14 protein-coding genes are annotated in these 16,821 nt (G+C 44.0%); 5 read left to right on the plus strand and 9 right to left on the minus strand.

The window, feature by feature from the left end; translation table 11 throughout:
- Nucleotides 1-238 precede the first annotated feature (238 nt).
- Together DFP79_RS11215 and DFP79_RS11220 are read left to right on the plus strand one after the other, a co-directional pair.
- A complete protein-coding gene (locus tag DFP79_RS11215; protein WP_133504036.1) occupies nt 239-2,098 on the plus strand; it encodes an aminotransferase-like domain-containing protein in 1,860 nt (619 codons plus the stop codon).
- Between the two features lie 14 nt (nt 2,099-2,112).
- Complete coding sequence (locus DFP79_RS11220) at nt 2,113-3,345, plus strand: aminotransferase class V-fold PLP-dependent enzyme (RefSeq protein ID WP_243730253.1); 1,233 nt, start codon at nt 2,113-2,115, stop codon at nt 3,343-3,345.
- 198 nt (nt 3,346-3,543) lie between these two features.
- On the opposite strand, the gene DFP79_RS11225 is transcribed toward DFP79_RS11220, so the two are convergent.
- From DFP79_RS11225 to DFP79_RS11275, 9 genes are all read right to left on the minus strand, one after another.
- Nucleotides 3,544-3,762 (minus strand): BrnA antitoxin family protein, encoded by a 219-nt coding sequence (locus tag DFP79_RS11225; protein WP_133504037.1) that lies wholly within the window; start codon nt 3,760-3,762, stop codon nt 3,544-3,546.
- A gap of 2 nt (nt 3,763-3,764) precedes the next feature.
- The gene (locus DFP79_RS11230) at nt 3,765-4,049 is read right to left on the minus strand and encodes a BrnT family toxin (protein WP_133504038.1); all 285 of its coding nucleotides are present in this window, start codon (nt 4,047-4,049) and stop codon (nt 3,765-3,767) included.
- A 535-nt stretch (nt 4,050-4,584) separates the two neighbouring features.
- Nucleotides 4,585-5,262: a DUF3885 domain-containing protein gene (locus DFP79_RS11240; RefSeq protein WP_208111419.1), complete on the minus strand. Its 678-nt coding sequence runs from the start codon at nt 5,260-5,262 to the stop codon at nt 4,585-4,587.
- A 498-nt stretch (nt 5,263-5,760) separates the two neighbouring features.
- A complete protein-coding gene (locus DFP79_RS11245) occupies nt 5,761-6,084 on the minus strand; it encodes a 2Fe-2S iron-sulfur cluster-binding family protein (RefSeq protein ID WP_133504039.1) in 324 nt (107 codons plus the stop codon).
- Nucleotides 6,085-6,086: 2 nt separating this feature from the next.
- Complete coding sequence (locus tag DFP79_RS11250) at nt 6,087-7,310, minus strand: NAD(P)/FAD-dependent oxidoreductase (protein WP_133504040.1); 1,224 nt, start codon at nt 7,308-7,310, stop codon at nt 6,087-6,089.
- A gap of 2 nt (nt 7,311-7,312) precedes the next feature.
- Nucleotides 7,313-8,440 carry an aromatic ring-hydroxylating oxygenase subunit alpha gene (locus tag DFP79_RS11255; protein WP_133504041.1) on the minus strand — a complete coding sequence of 376 codons (1,128 nt, stop codon included), beginning with the start codon at nt 8,438-8,440 and terminating at the stop codon, nt 7,313-7,315.
- Nucleotides 8,441-9,197: 757 nt separating this feature from the next.
- The gene (locus DFP79_RS11265) at nt 9,198-9,836 is read right to left on the minus strand and encodes a DsbA family protein (protein WP_133504042.1); all 639 of its coding nucleotides are present in this window, start codon (nt 9,834-9,836) and stop codon (nt 9,198-9,200) included.
- Nucleotides 9,837-9,996: 160 nt separating this feature from the next.
- Nucleotides 9,997-11,193: an amino acid aminotransferase gene (locus DFP79_RS11270; RefSeq protein ID WP_133504043.1), complete on the minus strand. Its 1,197-nt coding sequence runs from the start codon at nt 11,191-11,193 to the stop codon at nt 9,997-9,999.
- Nucleotides 11,194-11,479: 286 nt separating this feature from the next.
- Nucleotides 11,480-11,668 (minus strand): PA3496 family putative envelope integrity protein, encoded by a 189-nt coding sequence (locus DFP79_RS11275; protein ID WP_133504044.1) that lies wholly within the window; start codon nt 11,666-11,668, stop codon nt 11,480-11,482.
- 166 nt (nt 11,669-11,834) lie between these two features.
- Here DFP79_RS11275 and uvrD point away from each other — a divergent pair, with 166 nt between their 5' ends.
- The 3 genes from uvrD (at nt 11,835) to DFP79_RS11290 (ending at nt 16,632) form a co-directional block, all read left to right on the plus strand.
- On the plus strand, nt 11,835-14,045 hold the full coding sequence (gene uvrD, locus DFP79_RS11280) for a DNA helicase II (protein ID WP_133504045.1): 2,211 nt from the start codon (nt 11,835-11,837) through the stop codon (nt 14,043-14,045).
- A gap of 140 nt (nt 14,046-14,185) precedes the next feature.
- Nucleotides 14,186-15,235: a Gfo/Idh/MocA family oxidoreductase gene (locus DFP79_RS11285; protein WP_133504046.1), complete on the plus strand. Its 1,050-nt coding sequence runs from the start codon at nt 14,186-14,188 to the stop codon at nt 15,233-15,235.
- Nucleotides 15,236-15,501: 266 nt separating this feature from the next.
- On the plus strand, nt 15,502-16,632 hold the full coding sequence (locus tag DFP79_RS11290) for a TRAP transporter substrate-binding protein (RefSeq protein WP_133504047.1): 1,131 nt from the start codon (nt 15,502-15,504) through the stop codon (nt 16,630-16,632).
- Nucleotides 16,633-16,821 lie beyond the last annotated feature (189 nt).

Here is a 16,821-nt window from a genome sequence, read left to right on the forward strand (position 1 = left end):
TTCACCAAATGATAGAAAGAGTCATTCTAAAAAGTGATTGTATCCTGTTCGTTGTTTTTTATGAATAAATTGCGAGCACTATAAATAGACCAAACGATTCCAAGTGCCAGAACAGGCCTATAAGCCGTGAAATTGAGCGTGGATTACCGCATAAATACAGCAACACGCTTGCGTTTTAAATGCCGACGGTCAATGATTGATAACAGATAAAAAAATTGAAAATCGAAAGGTACACAGCGTGGCAGACTTTTTATATAAAGGGGTAGTGGATTGGTTTCTTCAACAGGTGGCTGAAGGGGTTCTGACCCCTGGGAATAAAATGCCCTCTCTGCGGTCTTTGTCGAAGCAACTTAAGCTTAGCCTAAATACTGTCATTCATGGATACGATATTTTGACAGAAGAGGGATGGATTGAATCTCGTCCCAAGTCCGGCTATTTCGTTTGTCACCGTTCGACCTCTAAAAACGCCCATGTATTGGCGGGCGATCACGTACGAAGACTGTCTGAAGAAAACGCCAAGTTAATTTGGTCTGCTTTGTCTCATCGCGCAGCATTAGTGGATCAAAGTGATGCCTTCTTATTGCCCGGTCCACGGACGTCAGAAGCCGAATTACCTGTTCCCGGAAAAGGGCATTTAGCGGTTCGAGAAGCCGTGTCTGATCATTTAAAGCATTTAGGTATCAAGACCCGATCAGGCAACATTTGGTTAGCCCGATCTGCCGTCAGCATATTTAACCAAGTTGTTCAAAGCCTTACAAAAACGGGAGATCAAATCTTAGTCGTTACGCCGTGTGATCCGAGATTATTAGGTGGATTACAAAGCTTGCACCGCGAAGTGCTGTGTCTTCAAGCCGGAGACCGTGGCGTGGATCTGGACGAAGCCATTCGTTGCATTAAAGAAAACGATATTCGTCTGATTGTATTCCCTAGCCAATTTGCGTTCCCAGCCGGACAAGAGATATCAAACTTAAGCTTGCGACGTTGGCTTGCCATCATTAATGAAATTAACATTCCAGCCGTGGAGTGGGATTTGGCCTCTCACCTTGGCTATAAATCATCACCATTGATGAGCTATAAATCGTTGGATACCGAAGACCGAGTGATTTATATCGGTGGGGTTGAGTCCAAAGGATCGGACCGAAATGCGGCATGGTGTATTCCTAGCCGATATACCATTTTGGAAGGGGCTTTTCTGAGTGCTGATTTCGCACTAAACGATTCGCAGCAACAAGCATTGAGTGATGCTTTATTAAGCACTCAAAAACACTCATTGAATAAACGCAGCCGTCAGATTTGGTCTTTGTCTGAAAAAGCCAAAGCGACATTAGAAGCGAAGCTGGGCGACAACATTCGCTTTGCTTATTCTAAGGGTGGAATGGCACTTTGGATGCAAATGGGCAAGAAGCCAAATGAATCCGATATGGCGATTCTAGCCGCCAAACATCGCCACGCAATTGTTCCCGGCAACTTGATGGCATTTGAGCCGGATTCTTCTGATTGGATGGCGATCAACGTTACCTATCCGCATATGGAGGAGTTAGCCTCGATGCTGGCGGCCTTTATCAAGGCAAACGAAGCCTCAGCTGTGATCGAACCTGAAGCCGCATCCGTAGAAGCTTCTGAAGAGACATTTGAAGAGACGCTTGAAGAAGCTCACGATGAGAACTCAAATGAAGAACATGTTGTTGAAGAAAGCCTAAGCGAAGAAGACCTAGTTGAAGAAAGCACAATTGACGACACCGATGAGGGCTTTGGCTCAGCACCTGATACAACCTCTGATACCGTCTTCGAAGAACCGGAAGCTTCAGAAAGCACACAAGACAACTCGCAAGATAACGCCTCGAATGATGCTGTGGAAGAAATAGGCGAAGAAGCAGAAGTCGAAGAAGTAGACGATGAAACGATTGAATCCGATCTCAACAGCGAAGAAAACGAACAGAGTGAGCAAACGACCGAAAACTCGGTTGCAGGCGCCGCTGACGAACCAAATGAAGCCGTAACAGAAGAATCCATCAGTGATACCGAAAAAGGTCGCGATGCAGCAAAGGAGCCTTTATATAACCCAATGCTGGATCTTATTAATCATGATTTTGGCTAACAAAAGAGAGATAGATGATGACCCAACTGGATTTAGCGTTTGTACGATCTCAGTTTCCGGCTTTTAGTGAGCCGAGTTTGCAAGGTCAGGCATTTTTTGAAAATGCAGGCGGTTCATATGCCTGTCAGCCAGTAATTGAACGCCTGACCGCATACTACAGAGAAACCAAACTTCAGCCTTATCATGTGCACCCTGCGTCACAAAAAGCAGGGAATGCCATGGATGCGTCCTATAAACGTTTTGCTCAATACCTCAACGTAGACGAAGCTGACATCCATTTTGGGCCATCAACATCGCAAAACACGTACGTATTGGCGCAAGCATTTGCCAATATTCTGCAATCGGGCGATGAAATCATAGTGACGAATCAGGATCACGAAGCAAACAGCGGAGTGTGGCGTCGGCTCGCCGATTCTGGCATTGTTGTCAAAGAGTGGCAGGTTGACCCGCAAACTGGTTTGCTATCGCCAAGCGATTTGGATCTGCTTATAACCCCTAAGACGAAACTGTTGGCTTTCCCGCACTGCTCCAACATTGTTGCTCATATTAATCCCGTCAAAAAAATCTGTGAGAAAGCCCGTTCGCAAGGCATTGTAACCGTCGTCGATGGTGTCTCGTATGCGGGACATGGCATCCCAGATATTGGTGAATTGGGTACAGATATCTATCTTTTATCCTTGTACAAAGTGTATGGCCCACACCTAGGCGTCATGGTTATACGCAATGCTGTTGCCGAAAAGTTGGGTAATCAATCGCATTACTTTAATACCGCGTATCGCAATAAATGGTTTGTTCCTGCTGGTCCGGATCACGCTCAAATAGCCGCGGCACAAGGTGTATTGGATTATTTTGAACAACTTCATGATCATCATTTTGAACCGTCAGAATCGGTACTGGAGCGTGCTCAAAGAGTGCGGACCCTATTACATGACGCAGAGATCGCATTGCTGCAACCCTTGTTGGATTTTGTCGATCAACACCCCAAACTGCGTTTACTGGGGCCAGTTGATGCATCACAAAGAGCGGCGACCGTTTCCCTTATGCACACTGATATGGATTCAGAAGTGCTTGCTAAGCGTCTAGTAGAAAAAGGAATTATATGTGGCGCAGCGAACTTCTACGCCGTTCGATTACTCGAAGCGATGGGAATAGATGCCGATAAAGGCGTGCTCAGATTATCCTTCGTGCATTACACCACGCCAGATGAAATGACGCAGTTAATTGATGCCTTGAGTGAGGTTTGTTGAGGGGAGCTACAATGTAACGAATGGCTTTTCATACCTAGAAAGCGATTTGACTTTAAGCCTCGCGCTAAGACAACAGAGCCATAAATCGAAGTCAGCGACAACCTCAGCTTGCACTACCAAAGGAAACATATCAGGAACTCACTTTACTTCAGTCGCGCACTGTCCCGCGTTGGTTGGCTCATCTTGTTAGCAGGTCGATTATTTATGCCAATTGATATCAATTTTTTTATGTGTAGCGACACAATCTCGTAGATACAAATTAATGAGGCTCTGGTAAGGAATTCCCGATTCCTCAGCCATACTTTTGAAGTATGAAATTACATCTTCTTCTAGTCGTATAGTGACTGATTTTTTAAGCTTATTTGCATAAGGGTTCTTACGTGATTTCATTGTAGAAAAATCATATTCATCTTTCATAATTAATCTTCTCTCTGGTAATGCTTACTCTCATTTTTCGTTGCCTTTCTGGCTGAAATTATTCTAATAGTATTTCCATTATTGTGTTCACAGTGACACACAATAAGCAACTTGGTTTCATTACTCATACCAAGCATCAGAAATCGATCTTCAGCTTCTGAGTGTTCGTGATCAAAAAACTGCAAAGCACAATCGTCAAAAAACACAGATTTAGCTTCTTCAAAAGAAACTCCGTGTTTTCTAATATTTGTAGCGGCTTTTACGACATTCCATTCGAATTTAATCATATGTACATTGTATGTACGATGTTTGAGGTTGTCAAAGTAGCTCTAGACATAATGGCCCCTTGCTTCATTTTTGATATGGATTCTGATGAGTGTCTGATGGAGGGAAAAGGGAATCATATGCGGCGCGGCGAACTTCTACGCCGTTCGATTACTCCAAGCGATGGGAATAGATGCCGATAAAGGCGTGCTCAGATTATCCTTTGTGCATTACACCACGCCAGATGAAATGACGCAGTTGGTTGATGCCTTGAGTGAGGTTTGTTAAAAGCCTTTTATTCCATACACATAGACTTTGTCCTGTAACGAAAATATCTTCGGTTGTATGACATATCCATCCAAACGATTTGGTATCCGTACATGAAAGTCCAGACTTAAAGTTACTAATGTCAAGCGCTGATAAACTCCCTGAAAATACGAAAATAGTAATAAAAATTATTAACCGCATTCTTTCTCCTAGTAGGTATAACGCCTGCCATAAACTGCGAGCGTGTTTTGCGAGTCCGGTTCCCGGAGGGGGCGATGTTTGATGGCCTTGTTATATTCTTGCAAACAAGCTGTCCATGTAATCGCGGTCATAATCTAGTAGTAAGCTGTTTTGTTCATGATAGATAGACTCTAAAGGTTGCTTGTTATCTGCAGCTAAATCCAGCCCGCGATCATCATAGATGTGGAATACTAAACCTTTAGTGCAATTTATAAGGAAGAGTTGCCCAAGGAGAGAAGGTCCTCTATAACCAAAATCACTATTGATTAATGTAAAGATAATTTCGTCTTCGTCGAGATCATGAGTATAGGTATCTGATATTGTTACTCTTTTAATGCAATAGCGTTTATATTCTAGGTCATCACGGTAAATGTCTCGATGTTCGCTAAACACCATAGGCTTTCCGGATAACTTGCTAAACAATTTGAAAAAGTAGTCGCTCTTCCTGATTTTCTGCCGCCCATCCGAGAAAATTTGATAGCAGACATTAATCTCGTCATTTTGAGAGAATGCTGACCTGAAAATACTCGCTGCGCGATTAGAAGCTACCCGAAAGTATTCTTCGTTTATGTTTTCTCGCTTACTGTCTGCCCATAAGCTTATATCGGTAGGGCCAAGCTCGAATCTTAATGCAAATTTGTTCTTATAAAACAGAGGTTTTTCTAACTTCGTAGAAAGCATGGTTTGCGACATCTCATGAAAAGAATCTAACATTTTATTAGTAGACATGCGCCTATGTATGTCTCGTTATGGCACACTATTTCGGCACTCATTTACTATACATCTGATACTAATACACTTTTAAAAAGCGTAGTAGAAATGGCGAGAAGGTGAATGTTGTTCACCTGAAAATAGTTTGCCATTATAGGGGGAGGGAAAAACACGACATGATTTTGAGTTTGGTTTGAAGCGTTCGTTAGCCGTTTTTTAAACGAGACATTTTTTCATATACGCCCTATCAAATCCGTCTTCCGTTATCGTGTGGGAGATAACATATCCAAGGAATTGATACAGAGAGTAATGGCATCCAGATCGGATTGATTTGCTTTTCGAATCTTCAAACCTCAGTCCCTATGATGCGGCTAACAATGTATCAGTAGGCACGCACAACTACACAGATATCACTAAGTTATGGTTAGGTTGCCTCATCCTTGAGTTTGTTATTTGAAACTAACGAGTTATTGATTGCAAAGAATAGAGAATGGGTAATATACGTCTTAGCTTAGGCTACCATTCGCTTTCAGGTACGTGTACAACTAACCCATCATGCGTCGCATCTAAGAAAATCTGGCAGGATAAACGGCTGTTTTTCTGAGCATCTTCAATTGCATTGCTAAGTAAATCGCTTTCCGTTGCATCAGGTGGGGTAAGTTTGTCTTGCCAGTTGTCGGCAACAATACAATGACAGGTTGCACATGAACAACAGCCACCACAGTCTGCGGCAATTTGCTCAATGCCATTGTCTACAGCAGTTTGCATTAAGCTGTCACCTTCATTTGCCGCGACGGTAACGCTTGTCTCATCGGGTAAAATAAAAGTTATGTCAAGCATGGTTAGGCTCCTGTTACAGGGTTAAAAACGTGGTTAATATTTACATTTGTGTCAGCCAGTAGCTGTTTATCTACTTCCACTAAGCGTGTTAAGTGCTTACGAGTCGCCATAAATGTTTTTGGCTGATTCATTGTGTCTACCGCAATTAGCTGCTTCGCTTTGAAATAGAATACGGCGAAGCTGTTTTCTGATTCTTCGCGGATCACAGTATCGTCGTAGCCATCAGATAATCCCGCAATTTGTAGTTTAGCGTCAAACTGATCTGACCAAAACCAAGGTGTTGCGTTATAAGGTGTTGGTTGGTTGCATATGGCACTGGCCGCCGTTTTTGACTGATCGGTGGCATTTTGAACTGATTCAATGCGTACTTGTTTTTTATAAAGTGGGTGATAAAAGCTTACGCAGTCACCAATCGCATAAATATCTTCGTTTGATGTGCGCATAAACTCATTTACACATACTCCATTTTCAACCGTTAACCCCGCGTTTTCTGCTAAGGATTGTTCTGGAGTGACACCAATACCCACAATAACAGCATCAGCAGCTAAAGCGTCATCATCAGACGTGTTGACGATGACGCCCTGTGCTGCTTTTTCTATACTTTTCGCTTGGGTATTCAGCTTAATATCTATGCCATGTGACTTGTGTAATTTGGTGAAAAAATCACTGACTATTGTACAAGTGCTCTTAGCTAACGGCCGCTCACTATTAATAAGTAAGGTTACTTTTTTACCAAGCTTAGCCATGGACGCTGCGGCTTCTAAACCAATGTACCCACCACCAATAACCACTACTTTTTCAATATTGTTTATCTGCTCTTTTATACCCACTGTATCTTTATGATCTCTCAAATAATGTATTTGAGGCAATTCCGAGCCAGGTATAGTTAAGCGGCGAATACTGGCGCCTGTGGCTATTATTAACTTGCAGTAATTTAAGCTGTTACCGTTCTCAAGGCTAATTGAGTTGTCTGTGGCGTTAATTGACACAACACGAGTGGATAACATCAATGTTATGTCTTTTTGTTGGTAAAACGCTTCTGGGCGTAACCACAACCTTTGTTCAGGTAAGGCATCTTGTAAAAAAGCCTTAGACAGTGGCGGGCGCTGATAGGGCATAACGCTTTCGGCATTGATAAGTGTAATGCTATCTTTATAGCCTTGCGCCCTTAAGTTAACAGCCGCTTGAACACCTGCATGGCTTGCGCCAATAATAATACAACTCATAATTAACCTTGCATTTTCTTAAGCCACATTTGCTGGAATGACATGTTTATTTGATCCCATGCTGGCACCAAGTGACCTTGGTTGGCAATTTCATTGGTACGGGTAATTTGTAATTTATCTAACAATTCAATGTCTTGCTCGTTTACTTCGTTTAAGACTTCATTCAAACGTTCTCTTTCCAGTTTGAACTCATCGCTAGCCGCTTCGTCATTTACAACATAAATACTCAATGATTCATCGGTTGTTGTTGCACCCATAGGTTTTACCACAATAGTTTGTACCCAGCACGGGTCTACAAAAAATAAGGTGTTAGGAAAAATACCAAACCATTGCTGTGCTCCTTTTTTTGCCTCAGGCAAATTATCAAAATGAGGCAGTTGCTTCGCTGTTTTTGCGGGCTTGGCGCTGGCACCATTGACTAATCTAAGCCCAACTATATTGTCAGAAACAAATAGGTCTTCTTGATCAAGTATTGCATCTAATGAACAAGCCTGTGAATGTACAAAAGGAACATGATAGCCATCTAAAAAGTTATCGACAGCCAGCTTCCAATTCACTTCTCCTGAGTAATCAGTAGTGCTGATTTTTTTGATGTTATCGGGATTATGATCCGTTAATAATTCATCTAGCGGTGCGATAAATTCGTCAAAAGGTTGTGCGTTACCGTCAATATTTACAAAAATAATGTCCCACCAAACAGCAAAGCGAACTTTAATAAGCCCTTTATCTGCTTTGTCTTCTTCTGACATTGGTTTGTTGTCGTTACCAAAGTAGCGCGGCGCACTGAGTAAACTACCGTCAATTTTAAATGACCATTTATGGTACGGGCATACCATGCTTCTTTTGTTGCAAGGCTCGTCAACTAAAGGCGCAGCTTTATGACGGCAAACATTATGAAATACGCCAATTTCACCTTCTCGATTTTTAACAATAATCAACGATTGCCCTGCAATACGAACAGGTAAGATGTCGCCCGGTTTTTCTAGTTGTTGCGCGCAGCCTATGCTAGCCCAGCCTGCAGCAAATACTTTGTCGCTTTCTTGCTCATAAAGACCACTGTCTTTAAAAACATGAGCAGGAAGGCCATGTTTAGTGACGTGTTCACTCGTAATTTGGGTAATGTTATTCATGTTTCGCTCCTGTAATTTAGGTTAGATTTAATCGATGAGATAAAAAGCCTCGATTAAATCGTTTCAAAATGTCGTTAATTATAATTATGGTTTTATATTGCTTATCTAATCACAAATAGACGGAAATGAGTTGAGGTCTAGGTGCCGTGCTTGGGTGATTTCGTGCTCTAGTATTTTTTTTGTTTTACGAGCGACAAGACATGCTCGGCACGCGGGGTAGGTTGAGTGGCGAGATTTTGCTTCACACCAGAAGTCAAAATTAAACTCTGTGCCAAGAGAGCGTGTACAGACCCTCAAAGGAATTGTCCACTCAGCCCTCGTACCTATTTCATTAACATCTTTAGAAAATGGAAAATATCGATGCTAAAAAGCTCTAACACTATGATGTAAATAGAGTTTTAGATTTTCTCGGTATGCCACACTATCTTGGCGACCATTCACTATGCACTGGATATTAATATACTTTTAAAACGCGTAGTAGACACAGCGAGACGGATAATGTCATACAACTCAGAAAAAGTGTGGCATTTTTGAGATGGATCAAGAATAGATAGAATATACACCTTGTTTTTATTCAGAAACGTTGTGAACCGCTTTGATGTGTGCGCAAGTGATTGACTTATGTCCAGTTTACGCCTCTTTCTCAACCTTTCCCGCAATTTAAAGGGAGGAGTTAGACCGACGTATTGAGGGTTCCCGTCGGTTATTTAGAAGGCGCCAAAAGAAGGGAAAATTGCTTTCTTTTTCGTTGTAAAAGTCAGTCTGTTTCAACAGGTAGTGCGGCTTTTATTGCCTGACGCATGGTTTCGTGGTTTTCATAATCAATCGGGATTTCGGTGAGGTGGTCCCCGACGATGACGGCTAACGACGGAAATGAATTGAGCCCTAGGTGCCGTGCTTGGGTGATTTCATGTTCTAGTATTTGCTCTTCTTTCACGAGCGACATGGATTTTTGAAATCCGCTTTCTTTCAATCCTATGTGTTTGGCACAGCGTGTTAGTGTGTCTAGGTCGGATGGGTTTTGTGCGTTTAGGTAGTAGGCTTTTTGAATTTCAGTGGCCATTTCGCTTTCAAGGCCGACATCTCGCGCAACCAGACAGGCTCGGCAAGCGGGGTAGGTTGAGCGGCGAGGCTTTGCTTCACGCCAGAAATCAAAATTAAACTCTGTGTCTAGAGTTTCAGAAATGCGATGCCAAGTTGCTTCGAGCTTTTCTTGCATGGCTAACGGCATTGGATCGTCGGAATCTTGCGCCAATCCACCCAGCATGGGTTGTATGATCAACTTTTGTTTGTCGATCAAAGGTTGCAGTGCTTTTTCGAGGTTGTTCCAAACGGGTTTAAAGCCCCAACACCAGCTACACATGGGGTCATAGCAGTAAATCAGAGTGGCAGTCATTCAAAGTGCTCCATAGAGTCTTAGTCAGAACCAGATTAACAAAACTAACAGGTAAAACAAAAAGAGCCAACAGTTTGTTGGCTCTTTGGTCAAGTTTTGTATGGCGCTTGGTCGTGTTGCCTACCGAGTGTTTCTGCCTTTCTTCTCTTGCGAGAATGGTCTATTTAGACAAGACAGCAGCAATGGCTTCGCACAGCTGTTCCATGTTGTTCTTGGTCATGCCTGCAACATTGAGACGTCCAGAACCGACGATATAAATCGCATGATCTTCTTTTAGGCTGGCCACTTGGTCTGGAGTCAAGCCAGAGAAAGAAAACATACCTTGCTGTTTAGATATGAATGAAAAATCTTGCTCAACGCCTTTAGCACGCAATGTGTTAACAAAGAGCGTGCGCATTTCTTGAATACGCTGACGCATGCTGGCTAGCTCCATTTCCCAAAGGCTACGCAGTTGGTCGTCGGTCAAAATTTCAGTTACGACCGCAGCGCCGTGAGAAGGCGGGTTAGAGTAGTTGGTACGAGCACAGCGTTTAATTTGAGTGAAAGCTGCGCTTGCTTGCTCTGCTGTTTCCGCAACGATGGTTAATGCACCTACTCGTTCATTGTACAAACCGAAGTTCTTAGAGAAGGAGTTGGCGATGAGCATTTCAGGCGTTTCTTCCAAAAATGTGCGTAAGCCAATTGCGTCTTCTTCAAGACCGTTTCCAAACCCTTGATAAGCAAAATCAAACAAAGGTAAGAAACCTTGTTTGCTGGCAAGTTTAGCGAGTTGTTGCCATTGCGCAGGAGTCGGGTCTATGCCCGTTGGGTTGTGGCAGCAACCGTGAAACAGTACGACGTCACCTTCTGGCACTTGAGACAAGCTTGCCAGCATGGATTCGAAATCCAGTGTTTTGGCGTTGGCGTCGTAATAAGCGTAGCTGCCAACTTCTAAACCAACCGACTGAAAGACAGCTTGATGGTTTGCCCAAGTTGGGTTGCTTACCCAAATGGTCGCTTCAGGCAGGTGTTTTTTGATAAATTCCGCAGCAACGCGCAGCGCTCCTGTGCCACCGGGAGTATGGGCGGTATGGGCGCGATTTTTAGCGATAATGTCGTGATCTTTGCCAAACAGCAGTGCTTTAACGGCTGAACGGTAGGCTTTTTCGCCTTCGATGCTTAAGTAACTTTTCGTGTTTTCATCGTCAACAAGGCGTTCTTCTGCCTGTTTAACCGATTTTAAGATGGGCGTAGCGCCTTGCTCATCTTTATAGACACCCACACCTAAATTGATTTTGTTAGGGTTGGTGTCTTGGCGAAACGCGTCACTTAAACCAAGAATTGGGTCAGCTGGAGCAGCTTGGATGTGTTCAAACATGGTGACTCCCCGGTAGGGTAATATTTATTTTTTTTATCGTGGATTAATGATCAAAAAAAACTCAGACGTAATGGTACTTGAAACACAATTAGGCTTCTAGAGAGTAGATCAATTAGTCGATTATCTTTTTGTAATTACGCACAGAAAAAACGCGTATTGGAACGTATTTTGTTACAAAATTTGAGGGGTAGCAGATCCTAAGCCGGTGTCCAATCAAAGGGAGACCAGTGGAATGCAGCCATATTGATCCTAGGCTGGATAATATTATTCAGTGAGACGTTGGGTGTTAATCGTCCCAACCATCGGAAATCGCTTGATTTAGACGCTGTTCCTCTCGATAGTTTTCGATAGCGCGGCGTGCTTTGAGCATTCTCACGCTGTCTTCTTTTTGGTTTCGTTCGTTCTCTTCTTTTTTTAAACTGATGGATGCGTGGAGCAATTCAGTTTTAATTTCAGCTACTTCTATAGATGTCATGAGTAATACCTCTAGACTCTTTTGATGACAGATATGACGAATCACTGTCATCAGCCGTTGAAAAAAGTCAAAATAGATAGAAAGCAAGACTACCTGTATATAAAAACCGCAAAATTGATCAAAAATCAACCATTTTGTGGCTTAATTTTAAAAATGGCGGAGCTCAATGGACGTTTCTTTTATTCTCGATGCCCTTAACGATAAACAACGCGAGGCTGTTGCCGCGCCACTCCAAAATAGTTTGGTGTTGGCGGGTGCAGGCTCCGGTAAAACACGTGTACTTGTCCATCGAATCGCTTGGCTAATGCATGCCTATGAGCTGTCGCCGTACAGCTTAATGGCCGTTACCTTTACCAACAAAGCCGCTCGTGAGATGCAAGCACGTATCGAACAGCTGGTTGGGCTGCCTCCTCAGGGTATGTGGGTGGGAACGTTCCACGGTCTAGCACACCGCCTGCTTAGAGCGCATTGGCGTGATGCTGGATTGAAAGAAAACTTCCAAATCATGGACAGCGATGATCAGCTTCGTCTTGTTAAACGTATCATGCGTGAATTCAATATCGACGATACACGCTGGCCACCTAAACAAGTGACTTGGTTTATCAATGCCCAAAAAGACGAAGGCCGACGCGCTGCTCATGTACCCGACTCGCATGACCCATTCTCTCAGGGAATGCGCGAGCTTTATTACCATTATGAAGAAGCGTGTGAGCGCAACGGTTTATTGGATTTTGGCGAACTATTGTTACGAGCGCATGAATTGATGCTCACCAATCCTGCCTTGCTAAAGCACTATCAACAGCGGTTCGTACATGTGCTTGTGGATGAGTTTCAGGATACTAATACCATTCAATACGCTTGGTTGCGTGTCATGGTGGGCGATACGGGCACAATTACGGCGGTGGGTGATGACGACCAATCTATCTACGGTTGGCGCGGCGCTAAAATTGAGAACATTCAGAACTTCCCTAAGCATTTTAATGACGTTAAAACGATTCGCCTTGAGCAAAATTATCGTTCAACCGGACAGATACTCAAAGCGGCCAATGGATTGATCCAAAACAATGACGATCGCTTAGGTAAAGAGCTTTGGACGGACAGTGGCGATGGCGAACCTATTTCTCTTTACGCCGGATTCAATGAACAAGATGAAGCACGCTTTATTTTGGAAATTGTCAAAAAGTGGCGTGATGACGGAACGGCACTAAAAGACATGGCGATTCTGTATCGCTCAAATGCGCAATCGCGCGTGATCGAGGAATGTCTTGTTAGGGAACAGTTGCCTTATCGAATTTACGGTGGGCACAGATTCTATGATCGGCTAGAGATCAAAAACGCACTGGCGTATGCAAGGTTGGCGGTCGATCCAAATGACGACGGTGCGATGGAGCGAGTGATCAACGTGCCACCGCGCGGCATTGGTGAACGCAGTATTGGTACGTTGCGTGAAATCGCCCGAGATCAAGGATGCTCTATGTGGCAAGCGGCTGAGCACATTGTGCAACATGGTGTGATGCCTGCTCGTGCTTCCAATGCGATAAAGAATTTTTTGTTACTGATTGATGGCATGGGCAATACCTTGATCCAGCCTGATCTTGGCTTGGGTGATGTGTTTGAACACATTATTCAGGAAGCGGGTTTGATTCCTCATCATGAGAAAGAGAAGGGCGAAAAAGGCGAAGCTCGCATTGAGAACTTAAAAGAATTGGTCAGCGCGGCCAGTGGCTTTAGCTGGTCGGAAGACGACGAGGAATTCAGTTCTCCGATGATGGCCTTTTTGGATAAGGCTGTGTTGGATGCGGGTGAAGCTCAGGCCGATGAGTATCAAGACTCTGTCCAGTTGATGACATTGCATTCCGCCAAAGGGTTGGAGTTCCCATTGGTCTTCCTAACGGGCGTAGAAGAAAACCTGTTTCCTTCAAAAATGTCGTTCGAGGAGCCGGGGCGTCTCGAAGAGGAGCGACGTCTTTGCTATGTTGGCATTACGCGGGCTATGGAGAAGCTCTATATCACTTATGCGGAATCTCGCCGTCTGCACGGCAGCGAATCTTTCAATAGCCCTTCGCGCTTTATTCGTGAAATTCCTCCAGAGTGTATTGAAGAGGTGCGTTTGCGCTCGCAAGTCGCAAGGCCAATCTCTATGCAGCGTCCAAACTATCAAGGTACGTTGCAAAAGCAAAATCAAAGCGTGTTACAAGGCTATCAAGTGCCAGATACCAACGTTTCAATGGGCGACCGAGTGAAGCATCCGGTTTTTGGTGAGGGTTTAGTTATTAACTACGAAGGGCAAGGGCCACAGGCCAGAGTTCAAGTGAACTTCGATACCGAAGGCACTAAGTGGCTGGTGTTGTCTTTTGCTAAGTTAGAAGTGCTGTAACGTTTTAACCTCGATTATTGGCGGCCTTTTCTCCAATGATCGAGTGTTTTTCTTTGACTGATAGATGGCTTTATTGGGTGTTTGTTCTGTGCGGTATTAGGAGCGGAATCAAGAACTGAATAAGGTAAGGAGTAAGTTCAATGATCAACGTAGGATTAATTGGTTTTGGCCTCTCTGGTCGCGTATTTCATGCGCCTTTTATAGTCGCTGATGAAGGCATGGCGCTTTCTCTGGTTTTCAGCTCTCGAACGCAGGAAGTGCTTTCTGCCTATCCACAAGTAAAACTTGCCCGACATATCGACGATGTCCTCTTGTCCAAGGATTTGGATTTGATCGTGATTACCAGTCCAAATGCGTTGCACTTTTCTCAAGCGAAAGCCGCATTAGAGGCGGGTAAACACGTATTATTGGAAAAGCCATCTGTCACAAAGCAAGAACAGATAGAAGGGTTAACTGCATTAGCAGAACAGAATAATTTGGTCTTTTGCGTGTATCAAAATCGTCGGTTCGACGGTGATTTTCTACGATTGAAAGCGTTGTTGCAGTCCAAACAGCTGGGTGAGCTTAAACAGCTCGAATCTCGATTTGACCGATTCCGCCCGAACGCTCGCATGCGCTGGCGCGAGCTGCCGGGGGAAGGCACAGGGATATTTTGGGATCTGGGGCCGCATTTGTTGGATCAAGCGCTGCATCTATTGGGAACACCAGATTGGATAAACGCCAGTATTGACAGATTGCGTGATGACAGCCAAACCCACGACAGTTTTGAATTAGAGCTGGGATATAAAGGACATCGCGTAAAGTTGGGTTCATCCCCGTTTGAGGCTGGGCGGGTTATGCGTTTCAACGCTCGATTTACGGGAGGGAGCTGGCAGTGTCATGGATTAGACCCACAAGAAGAAGCGCTTAGAAAAGGGCAATTGCCTAATGATTCTGAATACGCAAAGGCGGGAGTGGCACAGCACTTTGCTTTATTTCAGGCAACCCAGCATGATGTAGATCAGATAACAGAAACAAAAGAGCGTCCTAATTTTGGTGACTACGGTGCGTTCTATAAGGCTCTTCGTCTCTCAATTCAAGGAGAAGGAGCAACACCTGTATCACACACAGAAGCGTGCGAACTGGTCTATGCGTTGAATTTGGCGTTGGAATCCGATCGACTAGGGCAGCGTTTAGTTTGGTCGTATTAACGTCCTATTAGCTCACGTCTCAATCTGATGTGGCTGTTCAATAGTTGAATTTTTGCTCAACCCTCTCTACTATGCCTACCCCGTTTTTCTGTTTGCAAAAACAGCTCGTACATCATGACTTAATCGAAAATAAAAACGTCAAAGCACTAAGTGAATGAAGAATACGAATAGGGTGTAATGAAAAGCGTTTGTTTTTGTTTACACCAATTTCGCGAAAACGAGTAATGCGGAAATTGAGTAACATTCGATTAAATCTAAGGTATAACATGAAGAAAGTAATACAGTTAAGTAAGCTTGCTGCGGCGAGTTTGTTAGCCGTTGCGTTGACCGCGTGTGGTGGGTCTGGCGATAAAGAAGCAACAAAAGAAGCTGCAAAAACGGCTCAGGTAGAGAAAAAACCTGAGGTGATTAAATGGAAGATGGTTACAACGTGGCCGAAGAACTTCCCTGCTTTGGGTACTGGAGCGGAATATCTTGTTAAGAATATTAATGAGATGTCTGGTGGACGTTTGCAAGTCAAAGTATATGCTGCAGGCGAGCTTGTGCCACCATTAGAAGTGTTTGATGCAGTATCCCGTGGCACGGCAGAAATGGGTCACGCAGCGTCTTATTACTGGAAAGGTAAAGTGCCTGCATCTCAGTTCTTTGCTTCTATCCCATTTGGTTTGACGGCTCAGGAATTGAACTCTTGGATTTATCACGGCGGCGGTCTTGAGCTGTGGGAAGAGATTTACCAACCTTTTAATATCATCCCGATGGCAGGCGGTAATACCGGTGTGCAAATGGGCGGTTGGTTTAACAAAGAAATCAACTCTGTGGCAGACCTTAAAGGCTTGAAAATGCGTATTCCTGGCTTAGGCGGTGAAGTGCTTAAGAAGGCGGGCGGTGTTCCTGTAAACTTGCCTGGCGGTGAGATTTTCACGTCATTACAAACAGGGGCTATCGATGCGACGGAATTTGTCGGTCCATACAATGATCTAGCGTTTGGTTTGTATAAGGCGGCAAAATACTATTACTACCCTGGCTGGCACGAGCCGGGTTCTGCAGTGGAAATCACGGTAAACAAAGACGCGTTTAATGCATTGCCTAAAGATTTGCAGGCCATTGTTCGCGCTGCTGCACGTCAAGCGAATGCAGACATGCTTGACGAGTTTACGGCTAAAAATAACGAAGCATTGCAGACTTTGATCAACGAGCATGGCGTTCAGCTGCGTGAATACCCTGCGGATGCGCTGGCGGAACTTCGTGATGCGTCTGAAGTGGTAATGGAAGAATTAGCCGCAACGGATCCTGCAAGCCGCAAAGTTTACGATTCATTGAAAGCATTTAAAGACAAAGTATCGGCGTGGCACAATGTGTCGGAACGCGCTTATATCAATGCACGAGATGCGCAATAAGTCCTATCTTATCGTTCATTAAATGAATGCTCTAAAAGCCTCAGAAAGAGAATTTCTGGGGCTTTTTTGTTTCTTCTGCTTGGGTGGTGTTTTGGTTTGTACTCTCAGATTGCAAGCCAGAGTTAAGAGAGCGTCTATTACGAAAACAACGGCTAGAAAACAGTTGTTGTTTTCGTGTTCTGTTTTTAC

The sequence above is a fragment of the Marinomonas balearica genome (assembly GCF_004362145.1).
Lineage (GTDB): Bacteria > Pseudomonadota > Gammaproteobacteria > Pseudomonadales > Marinomonadaceae > Marinomonas > Marinomonas balearica.

What these genes read in the sequence shown, in the direction of transcription:
- DFP79_RS11275 (WP_133504044.1), bottom strand. Translation starts at nt 11,668, where the DNA reads ATGACATCTATAGAAGTAGCTGAAATTAAAACTGAATTGCTCCACGCA.
- DFP79_RS11250 (WP_133504040.1), bottom strand. Translation starts at nt 7,310, where the DNA reads ATGAGTTGTATTATTATTGGCGCAAGCCATGCAGGTGTTCAAGCGGCT.
- DFP79_RS11225 (WP_133504037.1), bottom strand. Translation starts at nt 3,762, where the DNA reads ATGAAAGATGAATATGATTTTTCTACAATGAAATCACGTAAGAACCCT.
- DFP79_RS11220 (WP_243730253.1), top strand. Translation starts at nt 2,113, where the DNA reads ATGATGACCCAACTGGATTTAGCGTTTGTACGATCTCAGTTTCCGGCT.
- DFP79_RS11290 (WP_133504047.1), top strand. Translation starts at nt 15,502, where the DNA reads ATGAAGAAAGTAATACAGTTAAGTAAGCTTGCTGCGGCGAGTTTGTTA.
- DFP79_RS11245 (WP_133504039.1), bottom strand. Translation starts at nt 6,084, where the DNA reads ATGCTTGACATAACTTTTATTTTACCCGATGAGACAAGCGTTACCGTC.
- DFP79_RS11230 (WP_133504038.1), bottom strand. Translation starts at nt 4,049, where the DNA reads ATGATTAAATTCGAATGGAATGTCGTAAAAGCCGCTACAAATATTAGA.
- uvrD (WP_133504045.1), top strand. Translation starts at nt 11,835, where the DNA reads ATGGACGTTTCTTTTATTCTCGATGCCCTTAACGATAAACAACGCGAG.
- DFP79_RS11255 (WP_133504041.1), bottom strand. Translation starts at nt 8,440, where the DNA reads ATGAATAACATTACCCAAATTACGAGTGAACACGTCACTAAACATGGC.
- DFP79_RS11285 (WP_133504046.1), top strand. Translation starts at nt 14,186, where the DNA reads ATGATCAACGTAGGATTAATTGGTTTTGGCCTCTCTGGTCGCGTATTT.
- DFP79_RS11240 (WP_208111419.1), bottom strand. Translation starts at nt 5,262, where the DNA reads ATGTCTACTAATAAAATGTTAGATTCTTTTCATGAGATGTCGCAAACC.
- DFP79_RS11265 (WP_133504042.1), bottom strand. Translation starts at nt 9,836, where the DNA reads ATGACTGCCACTCTGATTTACTGCTATGACCCCATGTGTAGCTGGTGT.
- DFP79_RS11270 (WP_133504043.1), bottom strand. Translation starts at nt 11,193, where the DNA reads ATGTTTGAACACATCCAAGCTGCTCCAGCTGACCCAATTCTTGGTTTA.